Annotated in this window: 23 protein-coding genes; 13 read left to right on the top strand and 10 right to left on the bottom strand. The window is 72.4% G+C overall.

Annotated elements, in window-relative coordinates; translation table 11 throughout:
* The first annotated feature begins 4 nt into the window (after positions 1–4).
* Positions 5–2,662 (top strand): fibronectin type III domain-containing protein, encoded by a 2,658-nt coding sequence (locus tag GQQ92_RS09465; protein ID WP_232057607.1) that lies wholly within the window; start codon positions 5–7, stop codon positions 2,660–2,662.
* An 83-nt stretch (positions 2,663–2,745) separates the two neighbouring features.
* On the opposite strand, the gene GQQ92_RS09470 is transcribed toward GQQ92_RS09465, so the two are convergent.
* The 8 genes from GQQ92_RS09470 to GQQ92_RS09505 all read right to left on the bottom strand — a co-directional run bounded on the left by GQQ92_RS09470 (position 2,746) and on the right by GQQ92_RS09505 (position 9,552).
* A complete protein-coding gene (locus GQQ92_RS09470; RefSeq protein WP_156999004.1) occupies positions 2,746–3,372 on the bottom strand; it encodes a class I SAM-dependent methyltransferase in 627 nt (208 codons plus the stop codon).
* 288 nt (positions 3,373–3,660) lie between these two features.
* Positions 3,661–4,140, bottom strand: a complete 480-nt coding sequence (locus GQQ92_RS09475; RefSeq protein WP_232057627.1) for a DUF427 domain-containing protein — start codon at positions 4,138–4,140, stop codon at positions 3,661–3,663.
* A gap of 446 nt (positions 4,141–4,586) precedes the next feature.
* The gene (locus GQQ92_RS09480; protein ID WP_156999006.1) at positions 4,587–5,273 is read right to left on the bottom strand and encodes a response regulator; all 687 of its coding nucleotides are present in this window, start codon (positions 5,271–5,273) and stop codon (positions 4,587–4,589) included.
* Positions 5,270–6,454, bottom strand: coding sequence for a sensor histidine kinase (locus GQQ92_RS09485; protein ID WP_156999007.1), 1,185 nt, complete (start codon positions 6,452–6,454; stop codon positions 5,270–5,272). The genes GQQ92_RS09480 and GQQ92_RS09485 overlap by 4 nt, the downstream gene beginning before the upstream one ends.
* On the bottom strand, positions 6,451–7,179 hold the full coding sequence (locus GQQ92_RS09490) for a DUF2306 domain-containing protein (RefSeq protein WP_156999008.1): 729 nt from the start codon (positions 7,177–7,179) through the stop codon (positions 6,451–6,453). Before GQQ92_RS09490 ends, GQQ92_RS09485 begins: the two co-directional genes overlap by 4 nt.
* Before the next feature lie 78 nt (positions 7,180–7,257).
* Entirely contained in the window at positions 7,258–7,632 is a 375-nt protein-coding gene (locus GQQ92_RS09495; RefSeq protein ID WP_156999009.1) for an iron chaperone, read from the bottom strand.
* 71 nt (positions 7,633–7,703) lie between these two features.
* Entirely contained in the window at positions 7,704–8,462 is a 759-nt protein-coding gene (locus GQQ92_RS09500) for an endonuclease/exonuclease/phosphatase family protein (protein ID WP_156999010.1), read from the bottom strand.
* A 91-nt stretch (positions 8,463–8,553) separates the two neighbouring features.
* Positions 8,554–9,552 (bottom strand): NAD(P)/FAD-dependent oxidoreductase, encoded by a 999-nt coding sequence (locus GQQ92_RS09505; protein WP_156999011.1) that lies wholly within the window; start codon positions 9,550–9,552, stop codon positions 8,554–8,556.
* 67 nt (positions 9,553–9,619) lie between these two features.
* On the opposite strand from GQQ92_RS09505, the gene GQQ92_RS09510 reads away from it, so the two are divergent.
* From GQQ92_RS09510 to GQQ92_RS09520, 3 genes are all read left to right on the top strand, one after another.
* Entirely contained in the window at positions 9,620–10,291 is a 672-nt protein-coding gene (locus GQQ92_RS09510; protein WP_232057608.1) for a helix-turn-helix domain-containing protein, read from the top strand.
* 71 nt (positions 10,292–10,362) lie between these two features.
* The gene (locus GQQ92_RS09515) at positions 10,363–11,064 is read left to right on the top strand and encodes an NUDIX hydrolase (RefSeq protein ID WP_156999013.1); all 702 of its coding nucleotides are present in this window, start codon (positions 10,363–10,365) and stop codon (positions 11,062–11,064) included.
* Between the two features lie 32 nt (positions 11,065–11,096).
* A complete protein-coding gene (locus GQQ92_RS09520) occupies positions 11,097–11,855 on the top strand; it encodes an SDR family oxidoreductase (RefSeq protein WP_156999014.1) in 759 nt (252 codons plus the stop codon).
* Between the two features lie 96 nt (positions 11,856–11,951).
* Here the strand turns inward: GQQ92_RS09520 and GQQ92_RS09525 are convergent, their stop codons facing one another.
* Together GQQ92_RS09525 and GQQ92_RS09530 are read right to left on the bottom strand one after the other, a co-directional pair.
* Positions 11,952–12,560 (bottom strand): dihydrofolate reductase family protein, encoded by a 609-nt coding sequence (locus GQQ92_RS09525; RefSeq protein WP_156999015.1) that lies wholly within the window; start codon positions 12,558–12,560, stop codon positions 11,952–11,954.
* A gap of 87 nt (positions 12,561–12,647) precedes the next feature.
* Positions 12,648–13,115, bottom strand: coding sequence for a heme-degrading domain-containing protein (locus GQQ92_RS09530; protein ID WP_156999016.1), 468 nt, complete (start codon positions 13,113–13,115; stop codon positions 12,648–12,650).
* Positions 13,116–13,194: 79 nt separating this feature from the next.
* Here GQQ92_RS09530 and GQQ92_RS09535 point away from each other — a divergent pair, with 79 nt between their 5' ends.
* The 9 genes from GQQ92_RS09535 to GQQ92_RS09575 all read left to right on the top strand — a co-directional run bounded on the left by GQQ92_RS09535 (position 13,195) and on the right by GQQ92_RS09575 (position 22,340).
* A complete protein-coding gene (locus GQQ92_RS09535; protein ID WP_156999017.1) occupies positions 13,195–14,724 on the top strand; it encodes an ATP-dependent DNA ligase in 1,530 nt (509 codons plus the stop codon).
* A gap of 202 nt (positions 14,725–14,926) precedes the next feature.
* Positions 14,927–16,231 carry an MFS transporter gene (locus GQQ92_RS09540; RefSeq protein WP_197738182.1) on the top strand — a complete coding sequence of 435 codons (1,305 nt, stop codon included), beginning with the start codon at positions 14,927–14,929 and terminating at the stop codon, positions 16,229–16,231.
* Positions 16,232–16,301: 70 nt separating this feature from the next.
* Positions 16,302–17,804 (top strand): sulfatase family protein, encoded by a 1,503-nt coding sequence (locus GQQ92_RS09545; RefSeq protein WP_156999019.1) that lies wholly within the window; start codon positions 16,302–16,304, stop codon positions 17,802–17,804.
* A 45-nt stretch (positions 17,805–17,849) separates the two neighbouring features.
* Positions 17,850–18,884, top strand: coding sequence for a LacI family DNA-binding transcriptional regulator (locus GQQ92_RS09550; protein WP_197738183.1), 1,035 nt, complete (start codon positions 17,850–17,852; stop codon positions 18,882–18,884).
* A 19-nt stretch (positions 18,885–18,903) separates the two neighbouring features.
* Positions 18,904–19,329: a VOC family protein gene (locus GQQ92_RS09555; RefSeq protein WP_156999021.1), complete on the top strand. Its 426-nt coding sequence runs from the start codon at positions 18,904–18,906 to the stop codon at positions 19,327–19,329.
* Between the two features lie 133 nt (positions 19,330–19,462).
* A complete protein-coding gene (locus GQQ92_RS09560) occupies positions 19,463–19,894 on the top strand; it encodes a VOC family protein (RefSeq protein WP_156999022.1) in 432 nt (143 codons plus the stop codon).
* Positions 19,895–19,976: 82 nt separating this feature from the next.
* Positions 19,977–20,588, top strand: a complete 612-nt coding sequence (locus GQQ92_RS09565; RefSeq protein ID WP_156999023.1) for a histidine phosphatase family protein — start codon at positions 19,977–19,979, stop codon at positions 20,586–20,588.
* 32 nt (positions 20,589–20,620) lie between these two features.
* A complete protein-coding gene (locus GQQ92_RS09570; protein WP_156999024.1) occupies positions 20,621–21,160 on the top strand; it encodes a hypothetical protein in 540 nt (179 codons plus the stop codon).
* A 238-nt stretch (positions 21,161–21,398) separates the two neighbouring features.
* Complete coding sequence (locus GQQ92_RS09575) at positions 21,399–22,340, top strand: cytochrome b/b6 domain-containing protein (RefSeq protein ID WP_156999025.1); 942 nt, start codon at positions 21,399–21,401, stop codon at positions 22,338–22,340.
* Positions 22,341–22,367: the final 27 nt, after the last annotated feature.

Below are 22,367 nucleotides of genomic sequence, written 5' to 3' on the forward strand. Positions count from 1 at the left end.
TGACATGACGAAGACGATGACGACGCGACGGGGGAGGCGGGCGGCGGCATCGGCGCTCATGCTCGCCCTCGTCGGCGGCGCGATCGCGGTACCCGCCGCGGCATTCGCCGACGAGCCCGAGACCGAGGTGCCCACCGCGCCCGTGGTCGACGCGAACACCTCCTGGCGCTACCTCGACGACGGCAGCGACCCGGCCCGCGGCGACGCGAACCTGCGCGTGTGGACCACGACCGGCTACGACGACTCCGCGTGGAAGCAGGCGCAGGGCAGCTTCGGCGCCAAGGGTGGCAAGCTCGCCGCCGTCGGCCCGCGCATGCCGAAGACGCTGCTGAACCAGTACCTCGACGGCGTCAAGGCGCCCGACGTGCCCACGTTCTTCTTCCGCACGAGCTTCACCCTCGACGCCGGCGTCGCCGACCACGTCGACGAGGTGCTCGGCGACCTCGTCTACGACGACGGCGCCATCGTCTGGATCAACGGCGAGAAGATCGCCGGCCTCAGCGACGAGCGCGTCACCGGCACCACCAACCAGGAGTATGCCGGCGCCGGCATGTCCGACCCGCTGAGCGGCAGCTTCGAAGCCTCCGGCGACCTGCTCGTGGACGGGGTCAACACCGTCGCCGTCGCGCTCTACCAGGACCGCGAGACGTCGAGCGACATCTACCTCGAGGTGCCCTCGATCCGCCTCACCGAGGCCGCCGACCCGACCGAGCCCGTCGACGCGCCCCCGTCGCGCGTGATCCTCACGCCCACCGAGACCCCCGAGACGTCGCAGTCGTTCTCGTGGCTCGCCGGTGACGCGACGCAGACCACGGGCCGCGTCGAGATCCGCCCGACGGCCGGCGGCGACATCCGCTCGATCGACGCATACGCCGCGGGCACGGTCAACGGCAACCCGCTGCAGCACTTCTCGGCCACCGTCGACGGCCTCACCGCCGGCACCGACTACACCTACCGCGTCGGCACCGACACCGGCTGGAGCGCGTGGACCGAGTTCACGACCGCCGACCCCAACGACGACGAGTTCCAGTTCGTCTACTACGGCGACGCCCAGATCGGCCTCGACACCACGTGGCCGAAGGTCGTGGCCATGGCCGAGGCATCCGCCCCCGACTCGATCGGCTCGGTGCACGCCGGCGACCTCATCAACACCGGCAGCAACGAGGGCGAGTGGGTCAACTGGTTCAAGGGCATGCAGACCTCCGCGGCCACGACCAACGTGATGGCCGCCCCCGGCAACCACGAGTACTCGGGCGACAAGCTGCTGAAGTCGTGGAAGGCGAACTTCGAGTACCCGCTCAACAACCCGACGACCGAGACCGTCGGCGCGCTCGCCGACCTCGCCGTCGGTGGCACGGATGTCGCGAAGCAGTACGCCGCGTACTTCGAGCACTGGAGCCAGTTCGCCGCCGAGACGGTGTACTTCGCCGACTACCAGGGCGTGCGCTTCATCACCCTGAACGCGACGCGCGACAGCACGTTCCTCACGCCCGACAACCTGCCGGCGTGCTCGGGCGCCGAGTGCCCGTCGACGAAGATCGCGTCGCTCTGGCCCGAGTTCCAGGCCGCCTGGCTCGACCACGTGCTCGAGCAGAGCCCGTCGAAGTGGAACGTCGTGACCTTCCACCAGCCCGTGTACTCGGCCTCGGCCGGGCGCAACGAGCCCGAACTGCGCAAGTACTGGGTGCCCGTGTTCGAGAAGCACGACATCGACCTCGTGCTCATGGGCCACGACCACACCTACGCGCGCGGCTACAACAACGACGACGTCACCGAGACGCCCGGCATCACCGACGGACCGGTCTACGTCGTCTCGAACGCGGGTGCCAAGCACTACGACCTCGAGACCGACGAGAAGAACGTCTGGACGAACAACAACGCCACGCAGGTGCTGCGCGGCGCGGGCGTCACGACCTACCAGGTCATCGACGTCTCGGACGACCAGCTCCACTACCGTTCGTACCTGGCCGAGAAGACGGCGGATGCCACGACCGACCTGCCCGTCGGCGCGGTCTACGACGAGTTCACCGTCACCAAGCACGACGACGGCGAGAAGTGGGTCACCGAGGCCGGCGTCGAGCCGCCCGTCGAACAGCCCGACACGACGCGCCCCGAGGTCTCGCTCGTCGCGCCGGTCGCCGCGGGTCCGTTCAGCGCGCTCCAGGTCCAGGTCGACGCGACCGACGACCGCGGCCTCGCCCGCATCGTCGCGAACATCTACCAGGACGGCAAGCTCGTCAAGAGCACGCAGACCAAGGTGGCGGATGCCGCGAAGTCGGGTTCGCACCGGGCGACCGTGACGCTGCCCTCCGGCGAGTACACGATCAAGTACAACGCGCAGGACGTCGCGGGCAACATCTCCAAGACGAGCACCTTCGCGGTGACCGTCGACGCGACCAAGCCCACCGCGACGATCAAGGGCGGCGCCTCGTACACGGCGAAGAGCGGCGAGGCCTACAGCCTCATCAGCTTCAAGCTGTTCGACGCCGGCAAGATCGACAAGGTCGTGCTCAACGGCAAGGTGAAGGACCTCTCGAACAACGCCTGGTCCGACGTCAACTTCATCAAGCCCGGCGTCTTCGGCGCGGTGCAGGGTGCGAACACCCTCGTCGTGCACGACGTCGCCGGCAACACGTCGACGTACGAGTTCATGCTCGGATGACGACGTGGGCGTCTGACGCTCGCCCGACGCGCTGCGCCCCGCCGATTCCCGGCGGGGCGCAGTCGCGTGTGCGCCGGTTCGCGCTACCGCGCTCGCCGGGCCAGCAGGGTCGCGTCGTGCACGTCCATGCGCTCGCCGTGGCGCACCATCGAGCGGGGGCGCTCTTCGGCGACGAGCACCTCGAAGTCGGCGGGCAGCGCGGGCACGAGATCCTCGGCGAGGAACATCGCATCGCGGTGGCTGTCGGTCAGGTGCGTGAACGCCGGCGAGGGCGCATGCCCGACCACGAGCAGGTGCCCGCCGGGAGCCACCGCGGTCGCGAGTCGACGGGTCACCTCGGCCATGCCCGCCTCGGGCGGATGCAGGAAGTGCGTCGTGACGAGATCGAACTCCCGCCCGTCGGCGGCGAACTCGCGCGCGTCGACCTGCCACCAGTCGGTGCGCTCGGCGACGCCCGCTGCTTCGGCGTGGCGCGCCGCGCGGGCGAGTCCGTTGGCCGAGAAGTCGGCACCCGTGACGCGCCACCCCCGCCCGGCGAGCCAGATCACGTCGCCGCCCTCGCCGCAGCCCACGTCGAGCGCGGTGCCGGGCGGCAGGGCGGATGCCTCGGCGACGAGCTGCGGGTTCGGCTCGCCGCTCCACACCTGCTCGTCGCCCGAGTAGCGCTCGTTCCAGGCATCCGGTTCGAACATCTCGGCTGCGTCGTTCATGTGGCGTCCTTCTGCTCGGGTCGGCTCGGCTCGGGTCGGCTTCGAGCGTACGGTTCGGGCATCGATTCGGCGCCTCCGCTTGCGGTTCCGGCAACTTCTGCGGGGTCGCCGGTCGCGAGCGGGCGGGGGCTTCGGTTCGGAAACGATGTAGCGATGTAGCGATGTAGCGATGTAGCGATGTAGCGCCGGTTTTCGAACCGACAACCCCGCATGGGCGGTCTGCGGCCGAGGCGCGATCGGTGCCGCCCGGGGCGCGAGGCGCGACGCGCGATCGGCGCCGCCCGCGGCTCACCAGCCCGACGACCCCGGCACGCCTTTGAAGGGGCCGACGACGGTCGAGGTGATCCAGCCGCCGTAGAAGCCGCCGGGCTGCGGCACGACGACCTCGCCGTCGACCATGCAGCGGTCGACCAGGCCGGCGTAGACCGCGATGCGCCCTGCGAGCACTTCGTACCCGGGGGCGGGCGACGGGTACTCCCAACCGGCGCGCGCCGCGGTGCGGGCTCCGGCGACGAGATCGTAGTAGCGGGCGGCGCCCTTGAACTCGCAGAACGACGAACCCTGCGCCGGGAGCAGCGATCCCGCGGTGAACGCCGCGATCGGCAGGTAGTAGACCGGCGGATGGCTCGTCTCGAGCACGCGGACCACGTCGTACGTCTGCACGACGACCTGCCCGTCGAGGGTGATCGACACCTCCGCGTCGACGGTCTCCACGCGGGGCGGGCGCGGGTAGTCCCACACCGACTCCTGGCCGTCGTCCGTCGGCAGCGGCGCCGGATGCCGCGGCCCGCGTTCCGTCGTGAATCCCGCCGGGAGCCCCGTCGAAGCACCCGCGGAAATCCCCGCCGAGAACGGATGCCTCCGGCCGGCATCCGCTCGGCTCGGATGGGTCTCGACTCGGCCGCGGGCCATGATGCACTCCAGTTGTGATCGCGATGGATCGCTCACCGTACGCCGCACGGATGCGAACCGCATGGGAATCGCGAGCCTCGTTTCCGACAGCCCGCTGGGACTTCGCTCGCAGTGCGCCGAACCCGCTCGCGGCGGGCGGCCGGTCGGCGTAGCGTCGCACCCACATCCGCGGCCGGTCAGGCCCCGGGTGAGGCGAGGTTCTCCCGCCGAACGAGCGCCCGGTTCTCGACGCACCCCCCACGCGCGGAGCCGGGCGCTCCCCGCGCGCACCCGAGCCGGGGCCGACCGGGGTCGACCGGGCCTCAACGCTCGCGCGACTCGATCGCCCAGATCGCGAGCTCGACGCGGTTGCGGGCGCCCACCTTCGCCATGACGCTCGCGAGGTGGGTCTTCACCGTGCTGAGCGAGATGTGCAGTTCGCGCCCGATCTCCGCGTTGCCGAGGCCGCGGGCGACGGCGGCGAGCACATCCTGCTCGCGGTCCGTGAGCGGGGTCGCCGGGGTCGCCGGTCTCGCCGGGATGCCCGGCGCGCCCTCGGCTCCGCGCACGCCGCCGCGACCCGTGCCCGCGAACGCCTCGAGGAGGCGCACCGTCACGTTCGGGTCGATGAGCGCGTCGCCGCGTGCGGCCGCGTGCACCGCCTCGCGCAGCAGCGTCGGCCCGGCGTTCTTCAGCAGGAACCCCCGCGCACCCGATCGCAGCGCCTCGTAGACGTACTCGTCGAGGTCGAACGTCGTGACGACGACGACGGGCATCGGGTCGGCGACGCCGGGCCCCGCGAGCTCGCGGGTCGCGGCCAGGCCGTCGGCCCGCGGCATCCGGATGTCGAAGAGGCACACGTCTGGCCGCAGCCGCCGTGCCATCTCGATCGCCTCGACCCCGTCGCGCGCCTCGCCGACGACCTCGATGCCGGGCTGCGCGTCGAGGATCATCCGCAGCCCGGCCCGTACGAGTTCCTGGTCGTCGGCGATCAGCACGCGAACGCTCATGACGCCACCCCGTCGCGGCCCGCGATCGGCAGGCCGTCGATCGGCAGCACGGCCGCCACGACCCAGCCCGCCTCGCCGCGGCCCGCCGGACCGGCCGTGCACGTGCCGCCGACGAGGGCGGCCCGCTCGGCCATGCCGGTGAGCCCGTAGCCGGCCCGTGGCGCCGACGCAGGGCCGGCGGATGCCTCGACTGCGCCGTCATCCCGGACCACGACCCGCACCCGCTCGCCGTCGACCTCGACCCGCACGTCGATCCGGGTCGAGTCGCGTGCGTGCCGTCGCGCGTTCGTCACCGCCTCCTGTGCGATGCGGAACACCGTCGCGCCGAGCGCGGGCGGGAGCGCGCCCGTGTCGCCGCGGACGTCGACCGCGACGATCGGGCCTGCGCCGCCCGGGGCCGTCGCGAGCGTCGCCACGTCGGATGCCGCGGGGGTCGGCCCGAGCTCGGCGGGCCCGCCCTCCCGGCGGAGCACCCGCACCATGGAGCGCATCTCGTCGAGCGTGCGGGAGGCCTCGACCTCGATGATCCGCAGCACGTCGGCCGCGGCATCCGGGTCCGTCTCGATGACCGAGGTGCCCGCCTGCGCCTGGATCGCGATCGCCGAGACGTGATGGGCGACGGTGTCGTGCAGGTCGCGCGCGAACCGCTCGCGCTCGACGAGGCGCAGCCGCTCGAGTTCGCGCGCGCGGGCGCCGGCTCGCCACCGGAAGGCGATGCCGAGGGCGCACACGGCGACCACCACGGCGATGCCCCCGATCACGTCGCCGGGCGTCGGCGACTGGGAGACGAGGGAGAGCAGGGTTCCGGCGCCCACGAGGGCGACGCCGCCCAGCATCGCGCGGCCCGAGCCCCAGCGGAGCACGGCGTAGGCGAGCACGAGGAAGTAGGCCGTCGTGAACAGCTGCGGGTCGTCGCCGACGACGAGGCCGACCGCCGTGCCGACCGAGAACGCGACGGCGAGCATCGTGAACGGTCGCGTGCGTCGCCAGAGGAGGGTCGGCACGAGGGCGACGAGCACGACCGCCCAGAGCCAGCGCCACGGGACATCCGCTCGCAGCGCGGCCTCGACGAGGATGAGCGGCACGAGGACGCCGACCAGCACCCAGTCGCGCGGCACCCGCCGGGGCGGCGGCGGCACGGCGGCCGGTGCGTTCCACAGCGACCGCACGGGGCTCGTCATGCCCTCATGATAGGCGCGCGGCCGTGGCGGGCGCGGCGGCGGATGACGACCTCGGCGACCGCGAGGTTGATCGCCCAGCCGAGCGCCATGAGGAGCGTGTACTCGAGTTCGCCCGGCTCGCCGACGAGGAGCGCCCACGGCATGATCGTGAGCACCTGCGTGCCCGCCCCGAGCCCGATCGCGTAGGCGCGGGTCATCCACGCGCTGTGCGTCGGGACGTCGCCGCGTCGGATCGCGAGGAACGCGAGTACGATCGCCGCGCCCATCGCGGGCGCCAGCACGACGCGGATCGCCATGAGCGCCGGCCCGCTGTTCGCCGGAAGGTCGTACGCGACCGCCATCCAGAGACCGGATGCCGCGGAGACGAGCCCCGCCGGCGCGACGACCCGCCCGGCGAGACGGTGCCAGCGGCGCCGACGCAGCGACGGCGCGAACTGGAGCGCGCCGAGCAGGAGGAACACCGTGGAGCCGACGATGTGCGCGATCACCGGCACGGGGGAGTCGAAGAAGCGCGCGTTCTCGGCGGTCACGGTCGCTCCGGTGCCGAGCTGGGTGAGCCGGCTCGCCCCGGCGGCCATCGGCACGAGGGTGAGGGCGATGAGGCCGGCGGGGGCGAGCCATCCGACGAGCCGTCCGGGGCGGCGGGCGCCGGGGCGCAGGGCGCCGGGGCGCAGGTCGCGCGGGCGGCGGGAGCGGGTGGGTGCCGGGGTCTGCTGAGCGGTCATGACCCGATGGTGGCGCGGCGGCGGCCACGCGACATCCGCCGTCCGGCTCGAATCAGGTCGGCCGATCGGCCGATGCGATCAGTCGCCGTCCTCTTCGCCGCCGTGGAGTTCGAGCATGAGGCCGGCGATGTCGCGCACGAGATCGAGCGGCAACGGCTTGGAGTACGGCAGGTTCACGGTGTCCTTCGCGGCACGCCACGGCGCGATGCGCGCCTCGAGCTCGTCGTCGGCGCGCGGCACGGGGTAGAGGCCGATGTGCTGCTTCCAGCCGGCGAAGTGCAACCAGTACCGGCCGCGGATCGAGACGGCCGGGATGTCGTAGCGCAGCTTCTCCTCGGCGCCGGGCAGCACCTCGTGGATCGCGGCACGCACCGCCGCGAGGCGCTCGGCGGCCTCGCCGTCGAACGCGGCGAGGTACTCGTCGACGGTGGTCGGCTTGCCTTCGGCCGGCATCTCATCTCCTTCTATCGGTCAGCGTTTCGGCGCGGTCGTGCTTCGGCGAGGTCGGCGTGCCGAGCGCCCGCTCAGGCCACGTCGGCCGCGCCGGGGGAGCCGACCGGATGCTCGGCGTCGGCCTCGGCTTCGGCGTCGACCGCGGCGACCCCGGCATCGGGCTCGGCGTAGACCGCGTCGACGAGGATCGGCAGGTGGTCGCTCGACCCGCGCGGCAGCGTCTCGACCTTGCGGATATCGAAGCCCGCCGAGGTCGCGAGGTCGAAGTGGCCGCGGAAGAACTTGTACCTGGTGTAGGTGCGGCTGTCGCTGAGCGTGAGGTCGTAGCCGGCCTCGCGCACCTTCTCGGCCAGGTTGTCCTTGAAGATCGGGTAGTTGTAGTCGCCGACCATGAGCGTGGGCAGGTTGGGCCCGAGCAGCTGCAGTTCGGCGAGCGCGGCGTTGATCTGGTGGCGGCGCAGCGAGTTCAGCGCGGTGAGGGGCGCGGCGTGGAACGACGCGACGATCGCCTCGCGGTCGTGCTCGCGGTCGTAGAGCCGCGCGCCGAGCAGTCGCTCGTGCGCGGGCTTCGCGATGCGGTCGTGCAGCGACTTCTTGAGCGCGACGGTGCGAAGGCTGCGCACCTCGATGCGGTCGGGCCGGTAGTACACGGCGAGGCCGAGGCGGTTGCCCACCGTCGAGTGCGCGAGGCGCAGGCGCCCGACGTGCTCGGCGAGGTCTTGGGTGTCGCACTCCTGCAGGCACACGAGGTCGGGCGAGTAGCGCTCATCGAGCGCCGCGAGTTCGGAGATCGCGCGATGCTTGCGGAGGTTGTAGCTGATCACCAGCATTGCTCCAGCGTAGGCCTCGAGTGTGGGTTTCGGCTGGGGGTTGCGCTGCGAGTTCGCCGGGGATTCACCCCTGGATCGAGCGGCGGATGCCTCAGACCGGCGCCGTGGCGCTGCGCCGGGTTCCGGCAGCGGTCGCGGCGACGGCGGCGGCCACCTCGGCGGCGACGAGGTCGGCGTTGATCGCGGCGCCGGCCGCGTTGCCGGCGGCCATCGCGAACGGCACCGACGACCGGGGATCGGTCACGTTGCCCGCGGCCCAGACGCCGGGCACGCTCGTGCGGCCCATCGGGTCGACCGCGGTGAATTCGCCGCCCATGGGGTGCGGTGCGCGCACGGCGCCGAGCGCGCGCAGCAGGCCGTCGTCGGGCACCTGCTCGGGCGCGACGAAGAGGGCGTCCACGTCGAGTTCGTCGCCGTCGTCGAGCCGCACGCCGGTGAGCCGGCCGTCGGCGTCGGCGAGGATCGCGACGACGCGGCGTTGCTCGAGCGGGATGTCGCGGGCGAGCAGCCCGGCGCGGTCGGCCGCGGTGAGCTGGGCGCCCTCCGCGAACACGCGCACGTGCGCCGAGAGCTGCCGCATGAGCTGCGCCTGGTGCATGCTGCCGGCGCCCGTCGCGAGCACGCCGATGCGCCGGTCGCGGTGCTCCCAACCGTCGCAGTAGGGGCAGAGGAACGCGCCGCGCCCCCACTGTTCGGCGAGGCCCGCGATGTCGGGGAGCACGTCCTGCACGCCCGAGGCGACGAGCAGGCGGCGGGCGGCGTGCCGGGTGCCGTCGTCCAGCTCGACGAGAAGGCGGGGCCCGTCGCCGGTCGCGTCGTCATCGCGGTCGACGGATGCCGCGGCGACGGCGCCCTCGCGCACCTCGACGCCGTCGTAGCGGGCGAGCTCGACGCGGGCGTCGGCGAGCAGGTCGAGCGGCGAGGTGTGGTCGCGGCCGATGACGCCGTGCATGTGCCCGGCGAAGCGGTTGCGCGGCCGGCGCGCGTCGACGACGAGCACGCGCCGACGCGAACGGCCGAGCATGAGCGCGGCGCTGAGTCCGGCGCTGCCGCCGCCGACGATGATGACGTCCCACGAGTTCTGCTGCATGCATCCGAGTCTCTGGGCGCCGTGGGAGAATGGCAACGACGCTTGCCGAAGCGGCAAAGGAGGCATCGTGACCCACTGGCACGCCGAGAACACGACCGGGCAATCGGGCGGGCAATCGACCGGGCACCCGGTCGAGTCAGACGACGCCGTCGACCGCACGCTCGACGGCGTCGGGGCGAGGCTGCGCGCGCTGCGAGCCCGCCGCGGCCTCACGCTCGCCGAGCTCTCGGAGCAGACCGGCATCTCGGTCAGCACGCTCTCGCGCCTCGAGTCCGGCGGGCGGCGCCCCACCCTCGACCTGCTCATGCGCCTCGCCGCCGTGTACCGCGCGAGCCTCGACGACCTCGTGGGCGCCCCGCAGATCGCCGACCCGCGGGTGCACCCGAAGCCGTTCTACCGCGGCGGGCGTGCCATCATCCCGCTGACCCGGAGCAACCCCGACGTGCACGCGTTCAAGATGGTGCTGCCGGGGCATCCGCTCGATGCGCCCGTCGAACAGCGCGCGCACGAGGGATACGACTGGATCTACGTGCTGAGCGGCCGGGTGCGCCTCGCGCTCGGCGACGAGGAGCTCGTGCTCGAGCCGGGCGAGGCGGCCGAGTTCGACACGCGCGTGCCGCACGGCCACGCGAGCGCCTCGGCGACCGAACCCGCCGAGGTGCTCAACCTGCTGAGCACGCAGGGCGAGCGCGTGCACCTCCGGGGCACGGGCGCGGGCTCGGCCGCCGACGCGTCCTGACGCATCCTGACGCGCGTGCGGCCGAGTGGCAGGATGGCAGACATGCTGCGTCGCGACGTCGGGAACCGCCCATGACCGCCGTGGCCGACGCCCGGGCCGAGCTGGTCGCCCTCTGCGAACGCGGCATCACCTGGCACACCGACCTTCCCCGGTGGGCGACGGATGCCTCGGCCAGGCGCCCGGCCGCCGTGCTCGTGCTCTTCGGGGTGCTCGACGACCTGCCCGCGCGGGCGGGCGGGCCGGGTGACGGCAGCGCACCGGTCGCGCGCGACCTCGACGTGCTGCTCCTCCGGAGGGCGTCGACGCTCGGCAGCCACCCGGGCCAGATCGCGTTCCCCGGCGGGCGCATCGAGGAGAGCGACGACGGGCCGATCGCGGGCGCGCTGCGCGAGGCGGTCGAGGAGACCGGGGTCGACCCGGCCGACGTCGAACCCCTCGGCACGCTCGCGCCCCTGCCGATCCCGGTCAGCAATCACCTCGTGACCCCCGTGCCGGCGTGGTGGACGAAGCCCTCCGAGGTCGCGGCGGTCGACCACGACGAATCCGTCGAGGTGTTCCGCGTGCCGGTGGCCGACCTGCTCGATCCGGCCAACCGCGGCAGCACCGAGATGACCTTCGGCGGCAGGGTCTACCGCGGGGCGGCGTTCACGGTCGGCGGCCGGGTCGTGTGGGGGTTCACCGCGCTCGTGCTCGCGCGCATGTTCGACGAGCTGGGCTGGACCGAGCCGTGGAACCCCGACCGCATCGTCGAGCGCGACGACCTCGAGCAGTGACCCTGCCGACCGGTCGAGAAGAGGAGGAACCAATGAGGATCGCCGTCGCCGGAGGAACCGGCACCGTCGGACACCGAATCGTCGAAGCCGCTCGCGCACGCGGGCACGAGGCCGTCGTGCTCACGCGGTCGAACGGGATCGACCTGATCTCCGGCACCGGGGTCGCGGCGGCGCTCGAGGGCGTCGACGCCGTGATCGACGCCGCGAACGCGACCACCCTGTCGGCGGGCGCCTCGACGGCGTTCTTCTCGATGGTCTCGAAGACACTGCTCGACGCCGAGCGGGCGGCCGGCGTCGGCCATCACGTCGCGCTCTCGATCGTCGGCGTCGACCGGGCGCCCCACGGCTACTACGCCGGCAAGATCGCGCAGGAGCGCGCCGTCGAGGCCGGCACGGTGCCGTACACGATCATGCGGGCGACGCAGTTCCACGAGTTCGCCGAGCAGATGCTCGGCTCGCTCTCGTTCGCGGGCCTGCACCTCGCGCCGAGGATCCCGTCGCAGCCGGTCGCCGCTCGTGAGGTGGGGGAGCGGCTCGTGCTCCTCGCCGAGCAGGGGCCCGCAGGGCGAAGCCCCGACTTCGCCGGCCCGCGGCGCGAGGACATCGGCGACATGGTGCGCCGCCTGGCCCACGCGCGCGGCCTGCGCGGCCCGGTCGTGCCCGTCACGCTGCCCGGCCGGCAGTTCGCCGCCATGCGCCGCGGCGACTCGCTGCCGGGCGCCGACGCCGTGCTCGGCGTGCAGACGTTCGACGACTGGCTGGGCGAGCACGCGGTTCGCGCCGTGGCGTGAGGCGCACCGTCGCGTCGGAATCCCGTTCGTGCGGCGGAATCCGGCCCTCGAGGGACTCCACCGCACGAACGGGACTCCGCTGCGAATCGGCCCGCGCTACTTGGACATGTCGAACCCCGTGACGGCGGGGCCGGCGGGCGCGTAGACGAGCAGCGTCGCCCCGCTCGGGAAGGCGCGCGGCGGCTGCGCGAGCGCGAACGCCGCCGGCACGCCGAAGTCGCCGTCGAAGAGGCGCTTGCCCGAGCCGAGCGCGACCGGATACAGGTACAGGTTCAGCCGGTCGACGAGCCCCGCCGCGAGCAGCGAGCGTGCGAGGTCGCCGCTGCCGACCACGTGGATGTCGTCGAACCGCTCCTTCAGGGCGCCCACCTCGGCGACATCCGACAGCGCGGTCGTGCCCGCCCACCCGGGGGCGTCGAGCGTGCGCGAGACCACGAACTTCGGCATCGCGTTGAACTTCACCGCGATCGGCTCCTCGCCCCGGTGCGGCCAGAACGACGCGAAGATCTCGTATGTGCGCCGGCCGAGCAGCAGGGCGTCCATGCGCTCGATGCCCTCGCCGATGGCCTCGCCGTTGGCCTCGTCGAGATAGGCGCCCTGCCAGCCGCCGTGCTCGAATCCGCCCGACTCGTCTTCGTCGGGGCCGCCCGGACCCTGGTAGACCCCGTCGAGCGTGACGAACAGATCGACCGAGACGGTGCCCATGGCATGCTCCTTCGCAATCGGATGCCGCGGCCGCCCGGTCTCGGCGCGACCATCATAGGAACCCGGCGCGGATGCCGCGAGCCCGAGTCAGCGCATCAGGAAACGCCGCACGGCCTCGGCGGCCACCTCGTGGTCGATCACGTCGGGCTCGCCCGAGACCGTGACGGAGCCCACGAGCTCGCCATCGACGCGGATCGGCAGGGAGCCGCCGTGCGCGCGCAGCGCATCGTGGTCGATGTCGTCGCGCTCGCCGAAGGGCGTGCCCGCCTCCTCGTGGCGGCGGCGCACAAGCAGCGACGGCTCGCCGAAGCGTTCGACGACCGCGGCCTTCGCGGCGAGCCACTCGTCGTTGCCGGGGCCGGTGTCGCGCAGTTTCGCGAGGAAGACCTCGTCGCCGCGCAGCAGCACGCGTACGGCCAGGTTCAACCGCCGCGTGCGGATGACCTCGATGGCCGTCACGCCGAGGTCGACGGCATCGTCGTTGACGAACGACGCGACGTCGAGCTGCGGTTGCGCCTCGAGGTCGGCCACGGTGAAGACGGGAAGCTCGGACATGTCGACTCCTCACGTGCGGTTCGCTCAGCGTAGCCGGACGCACGGGCGCCGCGTCGGTGGTCGGTGCCAGACTGGGCCCGTGCTGCTCGACGAACTCGTCACCGCAACCGACGCCGTCACCGCGACCCGCTCGCGACTGGCGAAGGTCGATGCGCTCGCCGCGCTGCTCGTCCGGCTCGAACCCGACGAGATCGAGCCCGCGATCGGGTTGCTCGTCGGCAAGCCGCGCCAGGGGCGCCTCGGCGTCGGCTGGCGCGGCATGCAGTCGGTGCTCGCCACGGCCGAGCCCGCCGAGGTCGCGACGCTCACGGTCGCCGCACTCGACGCCGCGCTCGAACGGCTCGCCGCGGCATCCGGCACTGGCTCGAACCTCGAGCGCGGTCGCGAACTGCACGACCTCGTCGCCGCGGCCACGGCGCGCGAGCAGCAGTTCATCGCCCGCGCCGTGCTCGGCGAGATGCGCACGGGCGCGCTCGAGGGCGTGCTCGCCGACGCCATCGCCTCGGCCGCCGACCGACCCGCCGCGAGCGTGCGCCGCGCGGCGATGCTGCAGGGCGACCTCGGCGCGACCGCCCGCCTCGCGCTCACCGGCACGCCCGACGAGCTCGACGCCGTCGGCCTCGTCGTCGGGCGTCCCGTGCAGCCCATGCTCGCGGCCACCGCCTCGAGCGCCGCCGCCGCGCTCGAGGTCACCGGCGAGGCCTCGGTCGAGCACAAGCTCGACGGCGCGCGCATCCAGGTGCACCGTCGCGGCGACGACGTGCGGGTCTTCACCCGCACCCTCGCCGACGTCACCCACCGGCTGCCCGAGGTCGTCGAGATCGTGCGCGGCCTGCCGGTGCACGACGTGATCCTCGACGGCGAGACCCTGGCGCTCGACGACGGCGGCGCGCCGCGCCCCTTCCAAGAGACGATGTCGCGGTTCGGCGCCGAGGTCGCGCGCGAGACGCTGCTGCATCCGTGGTTCTTCGACGTGCTGCACGTCGACGGGCGCGACCTGCTCGATGAACCGCTTCGCGCACGCCTCGGCGAGCTCGAGCGCATCGCCGGACCGTACCGCATCCGCGGCGAGGTCACCGCCGATCCCGCGGTCGCCGAGCGGGTCTCGCGCGAGGCCCTCGCCGCGGGGCAGGAGGGCGTCGTCGTCAAGGCGATCGACGCGCCGTACGCAGCGGGGCGGCGGGGCAGGAGCTGGGTCAAGGTCAAGCCCGTGCACACCTACGACCTCGTGGTGCTCGCGTGCGAGTGGGGGTCGGGCCGGCGCACGGGGCTGCTGTCGAACCTGCACCTCGGCGCGCTCGACCCGGTCGGAGAGTTCGGCCCGCCGGGCGGCTTCGTCATGGTCGGCAAGACCTTCAAGGGGCTCACCGACGAGCTGCTCCGATGGCAGACCGAGCGGTTCCCGCAGATCGAGACCCGTCGCACCGCGGGCACCGTGTTCGTCGAGCCCGTGACCGTGGTCGAGATCGCGATCGACGGGGTGCAGCGCTCGAGCCGGTACCCGGGCGGCGTCGCCCTGCGCTTCGCGCGGGTCAAGGGGTATCGCGACGACAAGCCGCCCGCCGAGGCCGACACGATCCAGGCGCTGCGCGGGCTGCTGCGCGAGTAGCGGCCCGGGGTTCGTCCGCGAGGAGTCGCGAGGGTTCGGGCGGCGGGGTTTCCGCCGATTCGGGCGGCGGCACGGCCCGGGCGCGCCGATCGCATGGTCGGGACTTGACGCGTCTGCGACCGGTCGCTATCTTTGGTCAACAGATTTCAATCGATTGAAATCGCCCGCCCCCTTCGAACGAACGACATCAACGGAGATGAACATGACCACGGTGCACACAGCGAGCGGTGCCCCCGGCGGCACCCCCGCCGCGGGATCGACCCGCCCCGAACGCGTCGACTGGAAGCGCGTGATCCTCGCCTGCATGGCCGACTACCTCGACGCCGGCGCGATCGTCGCGGCATCCGCCGGACTCGTGTTCTGGACGGCGGCCTTCGGCTTCAGCCCGACCGTGCTCGGCCTGCTCGCGGCGCTCGGCGTGAACGCCGGCTCCTACGCCGTCGGCGCGCTCGTCGGCGGCTACCTCGGCGACAAGGTCGGCCGCAAGCGCGTCTACCAGTACGACCTCCTGCTTTACGTGCTCGGCGCCCTGCTCGTCGCGTTCGCCCCCGAGGGCTGGGTCATCTTCGTCGGCCTCATCATCCTGGGGCTCGCGGTCGGCGCCGACGTGCCCACGTCCTGGGCGCTCATCGGCGAGATCGCGCCCGCCAAGAAGCGCGGCAGCCTCATGGGCATGACCTCGATCTTCTGGAGCCTCGGTCCGGTGGTCGTGCTGCTGCTCGCGCTCGCCCTCGCCGACCTCGGGTTGCTCGGCATCCGCATCGTCTTCGCCCACCTGGCCCTCGTGGCGCTCATCACCTGGATCCTGCGCCGCAAGCTGAAGGAATCCGAGATGTGGGTGGCCGCCCGCGCGAAGTCGCAGATGTCGGCCGCGCAGCTCCGGATGCTGTTCAAGAACTACGGCGGTCGCCTCTTCTTCGTGTTCCTCGTGCACTCGCTCGGTGCGATCGCGCTCGGCACGTTCGGGTTCTTCCTGCCCTTCATCCTGAGCACCGTCGGCGCGCAGGGCCAGGCCGCGAGCGTGGGCTTCAACGCGCTCTACTTCGGACTCACCGGCATCGGCGTCGCCGTGCTCTTCATGCCCATGGTCGACCGGGTCAACCGCCGGTGGCTGTACGGCATCGCGGGTCTGTTCACGGCGCTCGCGCTGCTGATGATGATCTTCCTGCCCCTCGACAACCCGTGGGTCGTGCTCACCTTCGTCGTGGTCTTCGCCCTCTCCGCCTCGTGCGGTCAGGAGCAGCTCTACCGGGTCTGGTGCCAGGAGCTCTTCCCGACGATGGTCCGGTCGACCGCGCAGGGCGTCATCATCTTCGGCCAGAAGGTCGCGCTGGCCGTGTGGAGCCTGTTCGTGCCGCTCATCATCGCCGTCAGCTTCGACGCGTTCGCGTGGGTGCTCTTCGCCGCCGTCGCCTCGAGCGTGCTCATCGGCGTGATCTGGATGCCGAAGCGCCCCGACAGCCTCGAAGAGGTCGGCGAGAGCGAGCCCGTCGCGGTCGCGGCGTAGTCGCCGTCCCGACCCCCGGCCGCACGAGCACCGCCGGCAACACCGTCACCACCGCAAGAGGAGCAACACCGTGACCACCCCAGCGCGTCCGAACGTCCTGATCATCTTCGCCGACCAGCTGCGCGCGGATGCGCTGGGGTGCTACGGCAACACCATCGTCGCGACCCCCGCCCTCGACTCGCTCGCACGGCAGGGCACGGTGTTCGACTCGGCGTACACGCCGTCGCCGGTGTGCGTGCCGTCGCGTTCGGCGTTCATCACCGGGCTCGAGCCGCAGCACGGCGACTGCTTCGAGAACGAGATGCCCACGGCATCCGCCTCGACCTTCATGGACGACCTGACGGCCGCCGGCTACCGCACCCACGGCATCGGCAAGATGCACTTCACACCCGACATCACGGCGCTCCGCGGGTTCCAGAGCCGCGAGATCGGCGAGGAGTTCGGCACCGCCGAGACCGACGACTACCTGCGATTCGTCGAAGAGCACGGGTTCGAGTTCGTCGAGCACCCGCACGGGCTCCGCGACGAGATGTACTACGTGCCCCAGCTCTCGCCGGTGCCCGAGCACCTGCACCACTCGCACTGGGTGGCCGATCGCAGCGTGGCCTTCCTCGAGTCGCACGCCGGGGGAGCGGGGGAGCCGGGCGCGGCGGACGACGGCACGCCCTTCCTGCTCTGGTCGAGCTTCATCGCCCCGCATCCGCCGTTCGCCCCGCCGTCGCCCTGGCACCGCCGCTTCGAGCCGTCGACGATGCCAGATCCCTTCGTGCCGCAGGGCTCGGAGTCGCTCGAGACGATCTACAACCGGCTGCAGAACCGCTACAAGTACCGCGACGGCGGCCACGACCGGCGCCTCGAGCAGCTGCGCACGGCGTACTACTACGCCTCGGTCAGCTACCTCGACACGCAGGTCGCCCGCATCCTCGCCGCGCTCGACGCGTCGGGCGAGCGCGAGAACACGATCGTCGTCGTCACGGCCGACCACGGCGAGTTCCTCGGCGACTACGGGTTCTACGGCAAGCGGTCGTTCCTCGACGCGGCGGCGCGGGTTCCGCTCATCATCAGCGGACCGGGCTTCGAAGCCGAGCGGATGCCGCACCCGGTCAGCCTCGTCGACGTCCGGGCCACCCTGCTCGAGGCGACCGGCACCGCGGGGGATCCGCGCGACGGCCGCTCGGTGCTCGCCGGCGACGAGCCCGGACCCGTCTACGGCCAGTACCAGCAGGGCGATGCCGGACTCTACGCGGTGATCACCGAGGAGTGGAAGTACATCTGGTCGGCGTTCGACCGCCGCGAATTCCTCCTCGACCGCGTGCGCGACCCGCGCGAGAGCGCGAACCTCGCATACAACCCGCGCCGACGCGACACGCTCGTCGCGATGCGCGACCTCGCCCGGACGCACTTCGCCGACCTGGCGGACGCGGACTTCGACACGGCCTCCTCGAACGTCTCGTTGCGGCTCGGCATGCGACCCGATGACGAGACCCTGCGCAGCATGGCCGCGCTCGAGCTCGACGCCGAAGCGGCGACCCTGGTGGTCCGCGGCGGGCCGTGGTCTCCCGAACGGGACTGAGACGCACCGGCGCCCGGAAGACGGGCGCGTGACAAGATGAGTACCGTGACGGATGCCGACCCCACCGCTCGTGAGGGCGCCGCGCAGACCATGCAGGACGTCGCCTCCTCGCTCGGGGTCTCCGTCTCGACCGTCTCGCTCGCGCTCCGCGGCAATCCGGTCGTGTCCGAGGCGACCAGGGCGCGCGTGCAGGCCGAGGCGCTCCGGCTCGGGTACGTCTACAACCGGTCCGCGGCGAACCTGCGCACCAAGCGCCGCCACCTCGTCGGCTTCGTCGTGCCCGACGTCGCGAACCCCTTCGTCGCGGAGTCCGCGCTCGGTCTCCAGGCCGCCATGAGCGAGGGTTCCCAGTTCGTGGTGCTCGCGAACACGCATGAAGACCTCGCCGTGCAGACCGGGATCATCCGCGAGCTCGCGGAGGAGCGGGCCGCCGGACTCGTGCTGATCCCCGCGATCGGCACGGGCCCCGACGAGCTCGACGCGCTGCGCGCGACGCAGATGCCCGCGGTCATCATGAACCGGCATCTGCCCGGCGACCGGTTCCCGTACGTCGGCGCCGACGACGAGGCGGTCGTCGACATCGCCTGCGACCACCTCTTCGGCGTGCATGCGTCGCGCACGGTCGCCTACTTCGGCGGCATCGACGACGCCGTGCCGCATGTGCTCCGTCGGGCGCGCTTCTCCTCGAACGTGCGGGCCGCCGGGCTCGTCGAGGCGATGGAATGGGGAGTGCCCACGCGCCCGAACTCCGATTCCGCGTACGAGGTCGCCTCGCGCCTGATCGCCGAAGGCACGCGTCCGCCCGAGGCGGTCGTCTGCCACAGCGACATGATCGCGATCGGCGTGCTGAAGGCGCTGAACGACGCGGGCATCCCGCCCGCCGAATGCCGGGTCGTCGGCATCGACGGCATCCGGCTCGCTTCGATGACGACGCCCGGCCTCACCACCGTCTCGGTGCACGCGCCGAGCCTCGGACGGCTCGCCGGGGAGCTCCTGCTGCACGGCACGGGTGACGACGAGACCGTGCGCTCGCTCGTGCCGCAACTCGTCGTGCGCGAGTCGTGCGGCTGCCGAACCTGACCGGAGGAGAGGGACCGAGATGACCGAACCGACCCAGCCGACCCAGCAGGCCCGAGGCGTGCGCCAACTGCGCCTCGTCGTGGAGGCCGAGGACTTCGAGGCGGCGCTGGCGTTCTACCGCGACGTGCTCGGCATGCCGACGCAGGAGGCGTACAGCGGCGACGACGGCGCCGAGGTCGTGATCCTCGACGCCGGGCGGGCCACGCTCGAGCTCTCCAACCCCGCCCAGGTGCGCTTCATCGACCGGGTCGAGGCCGAGGGTCGGCCGAGCGACCACCTGCGGGTCGCCCTCGAGGTCGACGACGCCGTCACGGTCACCGCGCGGCTCGTCGAGGCCGGGGCCGAGCTCATCGCCGAGCCCCGCGAGACGCCGTGGCGGTCGATGAACTCGCGCCTCCGCGGACCCGCGGCCGTGCAGCTCACCCTCTTCGAAGAGCTCGACTGACCGGTCTGGCGCTCGGTCTGGCGGAGGTCGGAGGCGGCGGGTAGCCTGTGCCGCATCGGGCGCCGCCGCTCGCCGAGGCGGTCATGCACGCGGCATCCGATTCGCCGTCGTCCGCACGCATCAGGGGGAGATCATGGCCAACCTCGTCGTCCACTTCGAGATCCACGCGACCGAGCCGCAGCGGCTCGTCGACTACTACACCGCGCTGTTCGGGTGGCGGTTCACGCAGTTCGGCGACGCGCCCTACTGGATGATCGACACGGGCGAGGGCGCCGTCGGCAACGTCGACGGGCGGGCGGGGCACGGCATCAACGGCGGTCTGACCCAACGGCAGGGACCCCGGCCAGAGCCCGGCGCGCCCGTCAACGGCGCGAACTTCGTGGTCGGCGTCGACGACGTCGAGGCGTCCTTCGCGAGCGGCATCGAGCTCGGCGGCACCGTGGCATCGCCGCTCGAAGACATGGAGGGCGTCGGCCGCGGCGGCTACCTGCTCGACCCCGACGGCAACCTCTTCGGCATGCTCTCGCCGGTCATGTCCGACGGCACGGTCGCGATGGGCGGCTGACCGCGCCGACGACGCTGCGAAGCCGCGTGCGACCGGCGGGTGGTGGGCGCCTTCCCAGCCGCGTCTGCCTAGGGTGGAGGTCATGCTCGCGCTCATCCGCCACGGTCAGACCGATTGGAACGCTGCTGGCCGTCTTCAGGGCCGCACCGACATCCCGCTGAACGATGTGGGGCGGGCGCAGGCCCGCGCCGCGGCATCCGCCTTCTCCGGCGGCCTCTGGCAGAGCGTCGTGAGCTCCCCGTTGGGGCGCGCCCGCGAGACGGCCGAGATCCTCGCCGACGCGCTCGACCTGCCGATCGGCGGCACCTACGACGAACTGCTCGAGCAGGAGTACGGCGAGGCCGAGGGCGTGCACGTCGCCGAGATCGCGTCGCGCTGGCCCGACCGTGCGATCCCGGGCAAGGAGCCCGAGGCCGAGGTCGCCAGGCGGGGGCTGCGCGGCCTCGAGCGCATCTCGGCCGACCACGGCGGCGCCCCGGTGCTCGCGGTCGCGCACGGCAGCTTCATCCGGTACACGCTCTCGGGCATCTCGGGGCACGACCCCCGGCACTACCCGCGGTTCGAGAACCTGTCGAGCTCGCATGTGCGCTTCGAGGATGCCGCGTGGCGCGTGCACACCGTCGCGGGCGTCGAGTTCGCCGAGGTCCTGCTCGACCTCGAGGCCCGCGCGGCCGAAGACGAGCGCGCCGCGTAGTCCTCGGCGTCGTGCCGACGTAGACTCCGAAAATGGAGCCACCGGTCAGCACGACTCTGGTCGTGGTCGGCGACGAGGCGTCGCAGGCCATCCGCTCGCTCGAGCGGTTTCCGAACGTTCAGGCGGCGAGCCTCGCGGATGCCTCCGACGACGAGGTCGTGCGCTGGTCGGCCGGATCGAACGCCCCGTACGTGGTGCACGACCACGATCCGCTCGGCCACGTGGCCGCGGCGTGGGTGGAGTTCTTCGACGACCAGTCGACGTTCGGGGTGCTCGAGCTCGAGATCGAGCGGGCCCTCGACGCCGCCGGTCGCCGGGAGATGAACGTGCCCGACTACTACGTCGTGCTGCACCCCGAAGACCTGCCGGTCACCTGGAAGCACTGGTGGCTCGGCGTGCTCGCCGCGGAATCGCCCACCAGGGTCATTCCGTGGCCGGCGGCGGATGCCTCGCTCGCGGGGCTCCTGCGCCGCCTTCCGACCGGCCGGGCGTGGCCCGAGGTGGGTTCGTGGCTGCCGCGGGTGCCGATGTCGGTGCCAGACCGGGTCGGACTGCCGGGCTCCGACGCCTGAGCGCCGGTCGAGGAGGCGCGCCAGCGCCGTCTCGAGACCGTGGTGCGGTGGTCTCGAGACGCTGCGCTCCTCGACCGGCGGGGACGCTGTGGCGATCTGTTGCACGCCCGACTCGCACCGCTCAGGCGGCGGCGCTATCGTCGAGGCATCCGTCGCCCCGCCGCGACCCGAACGTGATCGCCCCCAGCACCGTCGGCCCGCCGGGGTCGTCTGCCCTCCGGAAGGATTCCACCGCGCGATGACCGAGACCGCCTCGAAGACCTCGCGCGCCGCCGAGTGGGTGAAGTCGCGTCGTCGACTCGTCGGCTGGACGACCCTCATCTCCGTCGTGGCGGTGGTCGTGATCGTGCTCGTCGCACGCTGGCTGCGGCAGAGCCCGGCCGGCGAAGACTTCATCGCGGCGTACCCCGGCATCGTGCCGCCGCCCGAGGGCACGCCCGTCGGCATCCCGGCCTGGCTCGGGTGGCAGCACTTCCTGAACACGTTCTTCCTGGTGCTCATCGTGCGCACCGGGTTCCAACTGCGCTCGAAGCAGCGCCCGCCGGGGTTCTTCACCCGCGACAACAGCCGCTGGCCGCGCACGAAGCGCGCCCCGCGCCGACTCGGCATCTTCCTCTGGCTGCACCTCTGGCTCGACGCGTTCTGGGTGCTCAACGGGGTGCTCTACCTCGTGCTGCTCTTCGCGACCGGCCAGTGGCTGCGCATCGTGCCGACCGACTGGGCGGTCGTGCCGAACGCGCTCTCGGCCGCGCTGCAGTACGCCTCGCTCGACTGGCCGACCGAGAACTCGTGGGTCGTCTACAACTCGCTGCAGCAGCTCGCGTACTTCGCGGTCGTGTTCGTCGCGGCGCCGCTCGCGATCCTCACCGGGCTGCGGCTCTCGTCGGTCTGGCCGCCCGAGGGCCGCCTCGCCCGCGCGGTGCCCGAACGCCTCGCGCGGGCCGTGCACTACCCGGTGATGCTCTTCTTCCTCGTGTTCACCTTCGTGCACGTGGTGCTCGTGTTCACCACCGGCGCGCTCCGCAAGCTCAACCAGATGTACACCGCGCGCGACGCCGACGACTGGATCGGGCTCGTCGTGTTCGCGGCATCCGTCGCCGTCATCGCGGTCGCCTGGGTGCTTGCCAAGCCGCCGCTGCTGAAGCGCATCGCGGCGAAGGGCGGCACCGTCCGGGGCTGACCGAACGACCGGGCGTGCCGCGGATGC

Source organism: Agromyces terreus, assembly GCF_009749465.1.
Lineage (GTDB): Bacteria > Actinomycetota > Actinomycetes > Actinomycetales > Microbacteriaceae > Agromyces > Agromyces terreus.

What these genes read in the sequence shown, in the direction of transcription:
- GQQ92_RS09465 (WP_232057607.1), top strand. Translation starts at nt 5, where the DNA reads ATGACGAAGACGATGACGACGCGACGGGGGAGGCGGGCGGCGGCATCG.
- GQQ92_RS09470 (WP_156999004.1), bottom strand. Translation starts at nt 3,372, where the DNA reads ATGAACGACGCAGCCGAGATGTTCGAACCGGATGCCTGGAACGAGCGC.
- GQQ92_RS09480 (WP_156999006.1), bottom strand. Translation starts at nt 5,273, where the DNA reads ATGAGCGTTCGCGTGCTGATCGCCGACGACCAGGAACTCGTACGGGCC.
- GQQ92_RS09485 (WP_156999007.1), bottom strand. Translation starts at nt 6,454, where the DNA reads ATGACGAGCCCCGTGCGGTCGCTGTGGAACGCACCGGCCGCCGTGCCG.
- GQQ92_RS09490 (WP_156999008.1), bottom strand. Translation starts at nt 7,179, where the DNA reads ATGACCGCTCAGCAGACCCCGGCACCCACCCGCTCCCGCCGCCCGCGC.
- GQQ92_RS09495 (WP_156999009.1), bottom strand. Translation starts at nt 7,632, where the DNA reads ATGCCGGCCGAAGGCAAGCCGACCACCGTCGACGAGTACCTCGCCGCG.
- GQQ92_RS09500 (WP_156999010.1), bottom strand. Translation starts at nt 8,462, where the DNA reads ATGCTGGTGATCAGCTACAACCTCCGCAAGCATCGCGCGATCTCCGAA.
- GQQ92_RS09505 (WP_156999011.1), bottom strand. Translation starts at nt 9,552, where the DNA reads ATGCAGCAGAACTCGTGGGACGTCATCATCGTCGGCGGCGGCAGCGCC.
- GQQ92_RS09515 (WP_156999013.1), top strand. Translation starts at nt 10,363, where the DNA reads ATGACCGCCGTGGCCGACGCCCGGGCCGAGCTGGTCGCCCTCTGCGAA.
- GQQ92_RS09520 (WP_156999014.1), top strand. Translation starts at nt 11,097, where the DNA reads ATGAGGATCGCCGTCGCCGGAGGAACCGGCACCGTCGGACACCGAATC.
- GQQ92_RS09525 (WP_156999015.1), bottom strand. Translation starts at nt 12,560, where the DNA reads ATGGGCACCGTCTCGGTCGATCTGTTCGTCACGCTCGACGGGGTCTAC.
- GQQ92_RS09530 (WP_156999016.1), bottom strand. Translation starts at nt 13,115, where the DNA reads ATGTCCGAGCTTCCCGTCTTCACCGTGGCCGACCTCGAGGCGCAACCG.
- GQQ92_RS09540 (WP_197738182.1), top strand. Translation starts at nt 14,927, where the DNA reads ATGACCACGGTGCACACAGCGAGCGGTGCCCCCGGCGGCACCCCCGCC.
- GQQ92_RS09555 (WP_156999021.1), top strand. Translation starts at nt 18,904, where the DNA reads ATGACCGAACCGACCCAGCCGACCCAGCAGGCCCGAGGCGTGCGCCAA.
- GQQ92_RS09560 (WP_156999022.1), top strand. Translation starts at nt 19,463, where the DNA reads ATGGCCAACCTCGTCGTCCACTTCGAGATCCACGCGACCGAGCCGCAG.
- GQQ92_RS09565 (WP_156999023.1), top strand. Translation starts at nt 19,977, where the DNA reads ATGCTCGCGCTCATCCGCCACGGTCAGACCGATTGGAACGCTGCTGGC.
- GQQ92_RS09570 (WP_156999024.1), top strand. Translation starts at nt 20,621, where the DNA reads ATGGAGCCACCGGTCAGCACGACTCTGGTCGTGGTCGGCGACGAGGCG.
- GQQ92_RS09575 (WP_156999025.1), top strand. Translation starts at nt 21,399, where the DNA reads ATGACCGAGACCGCCTCGAAGACCTCGCGCGCCGCCGAGTGGGTGAAG.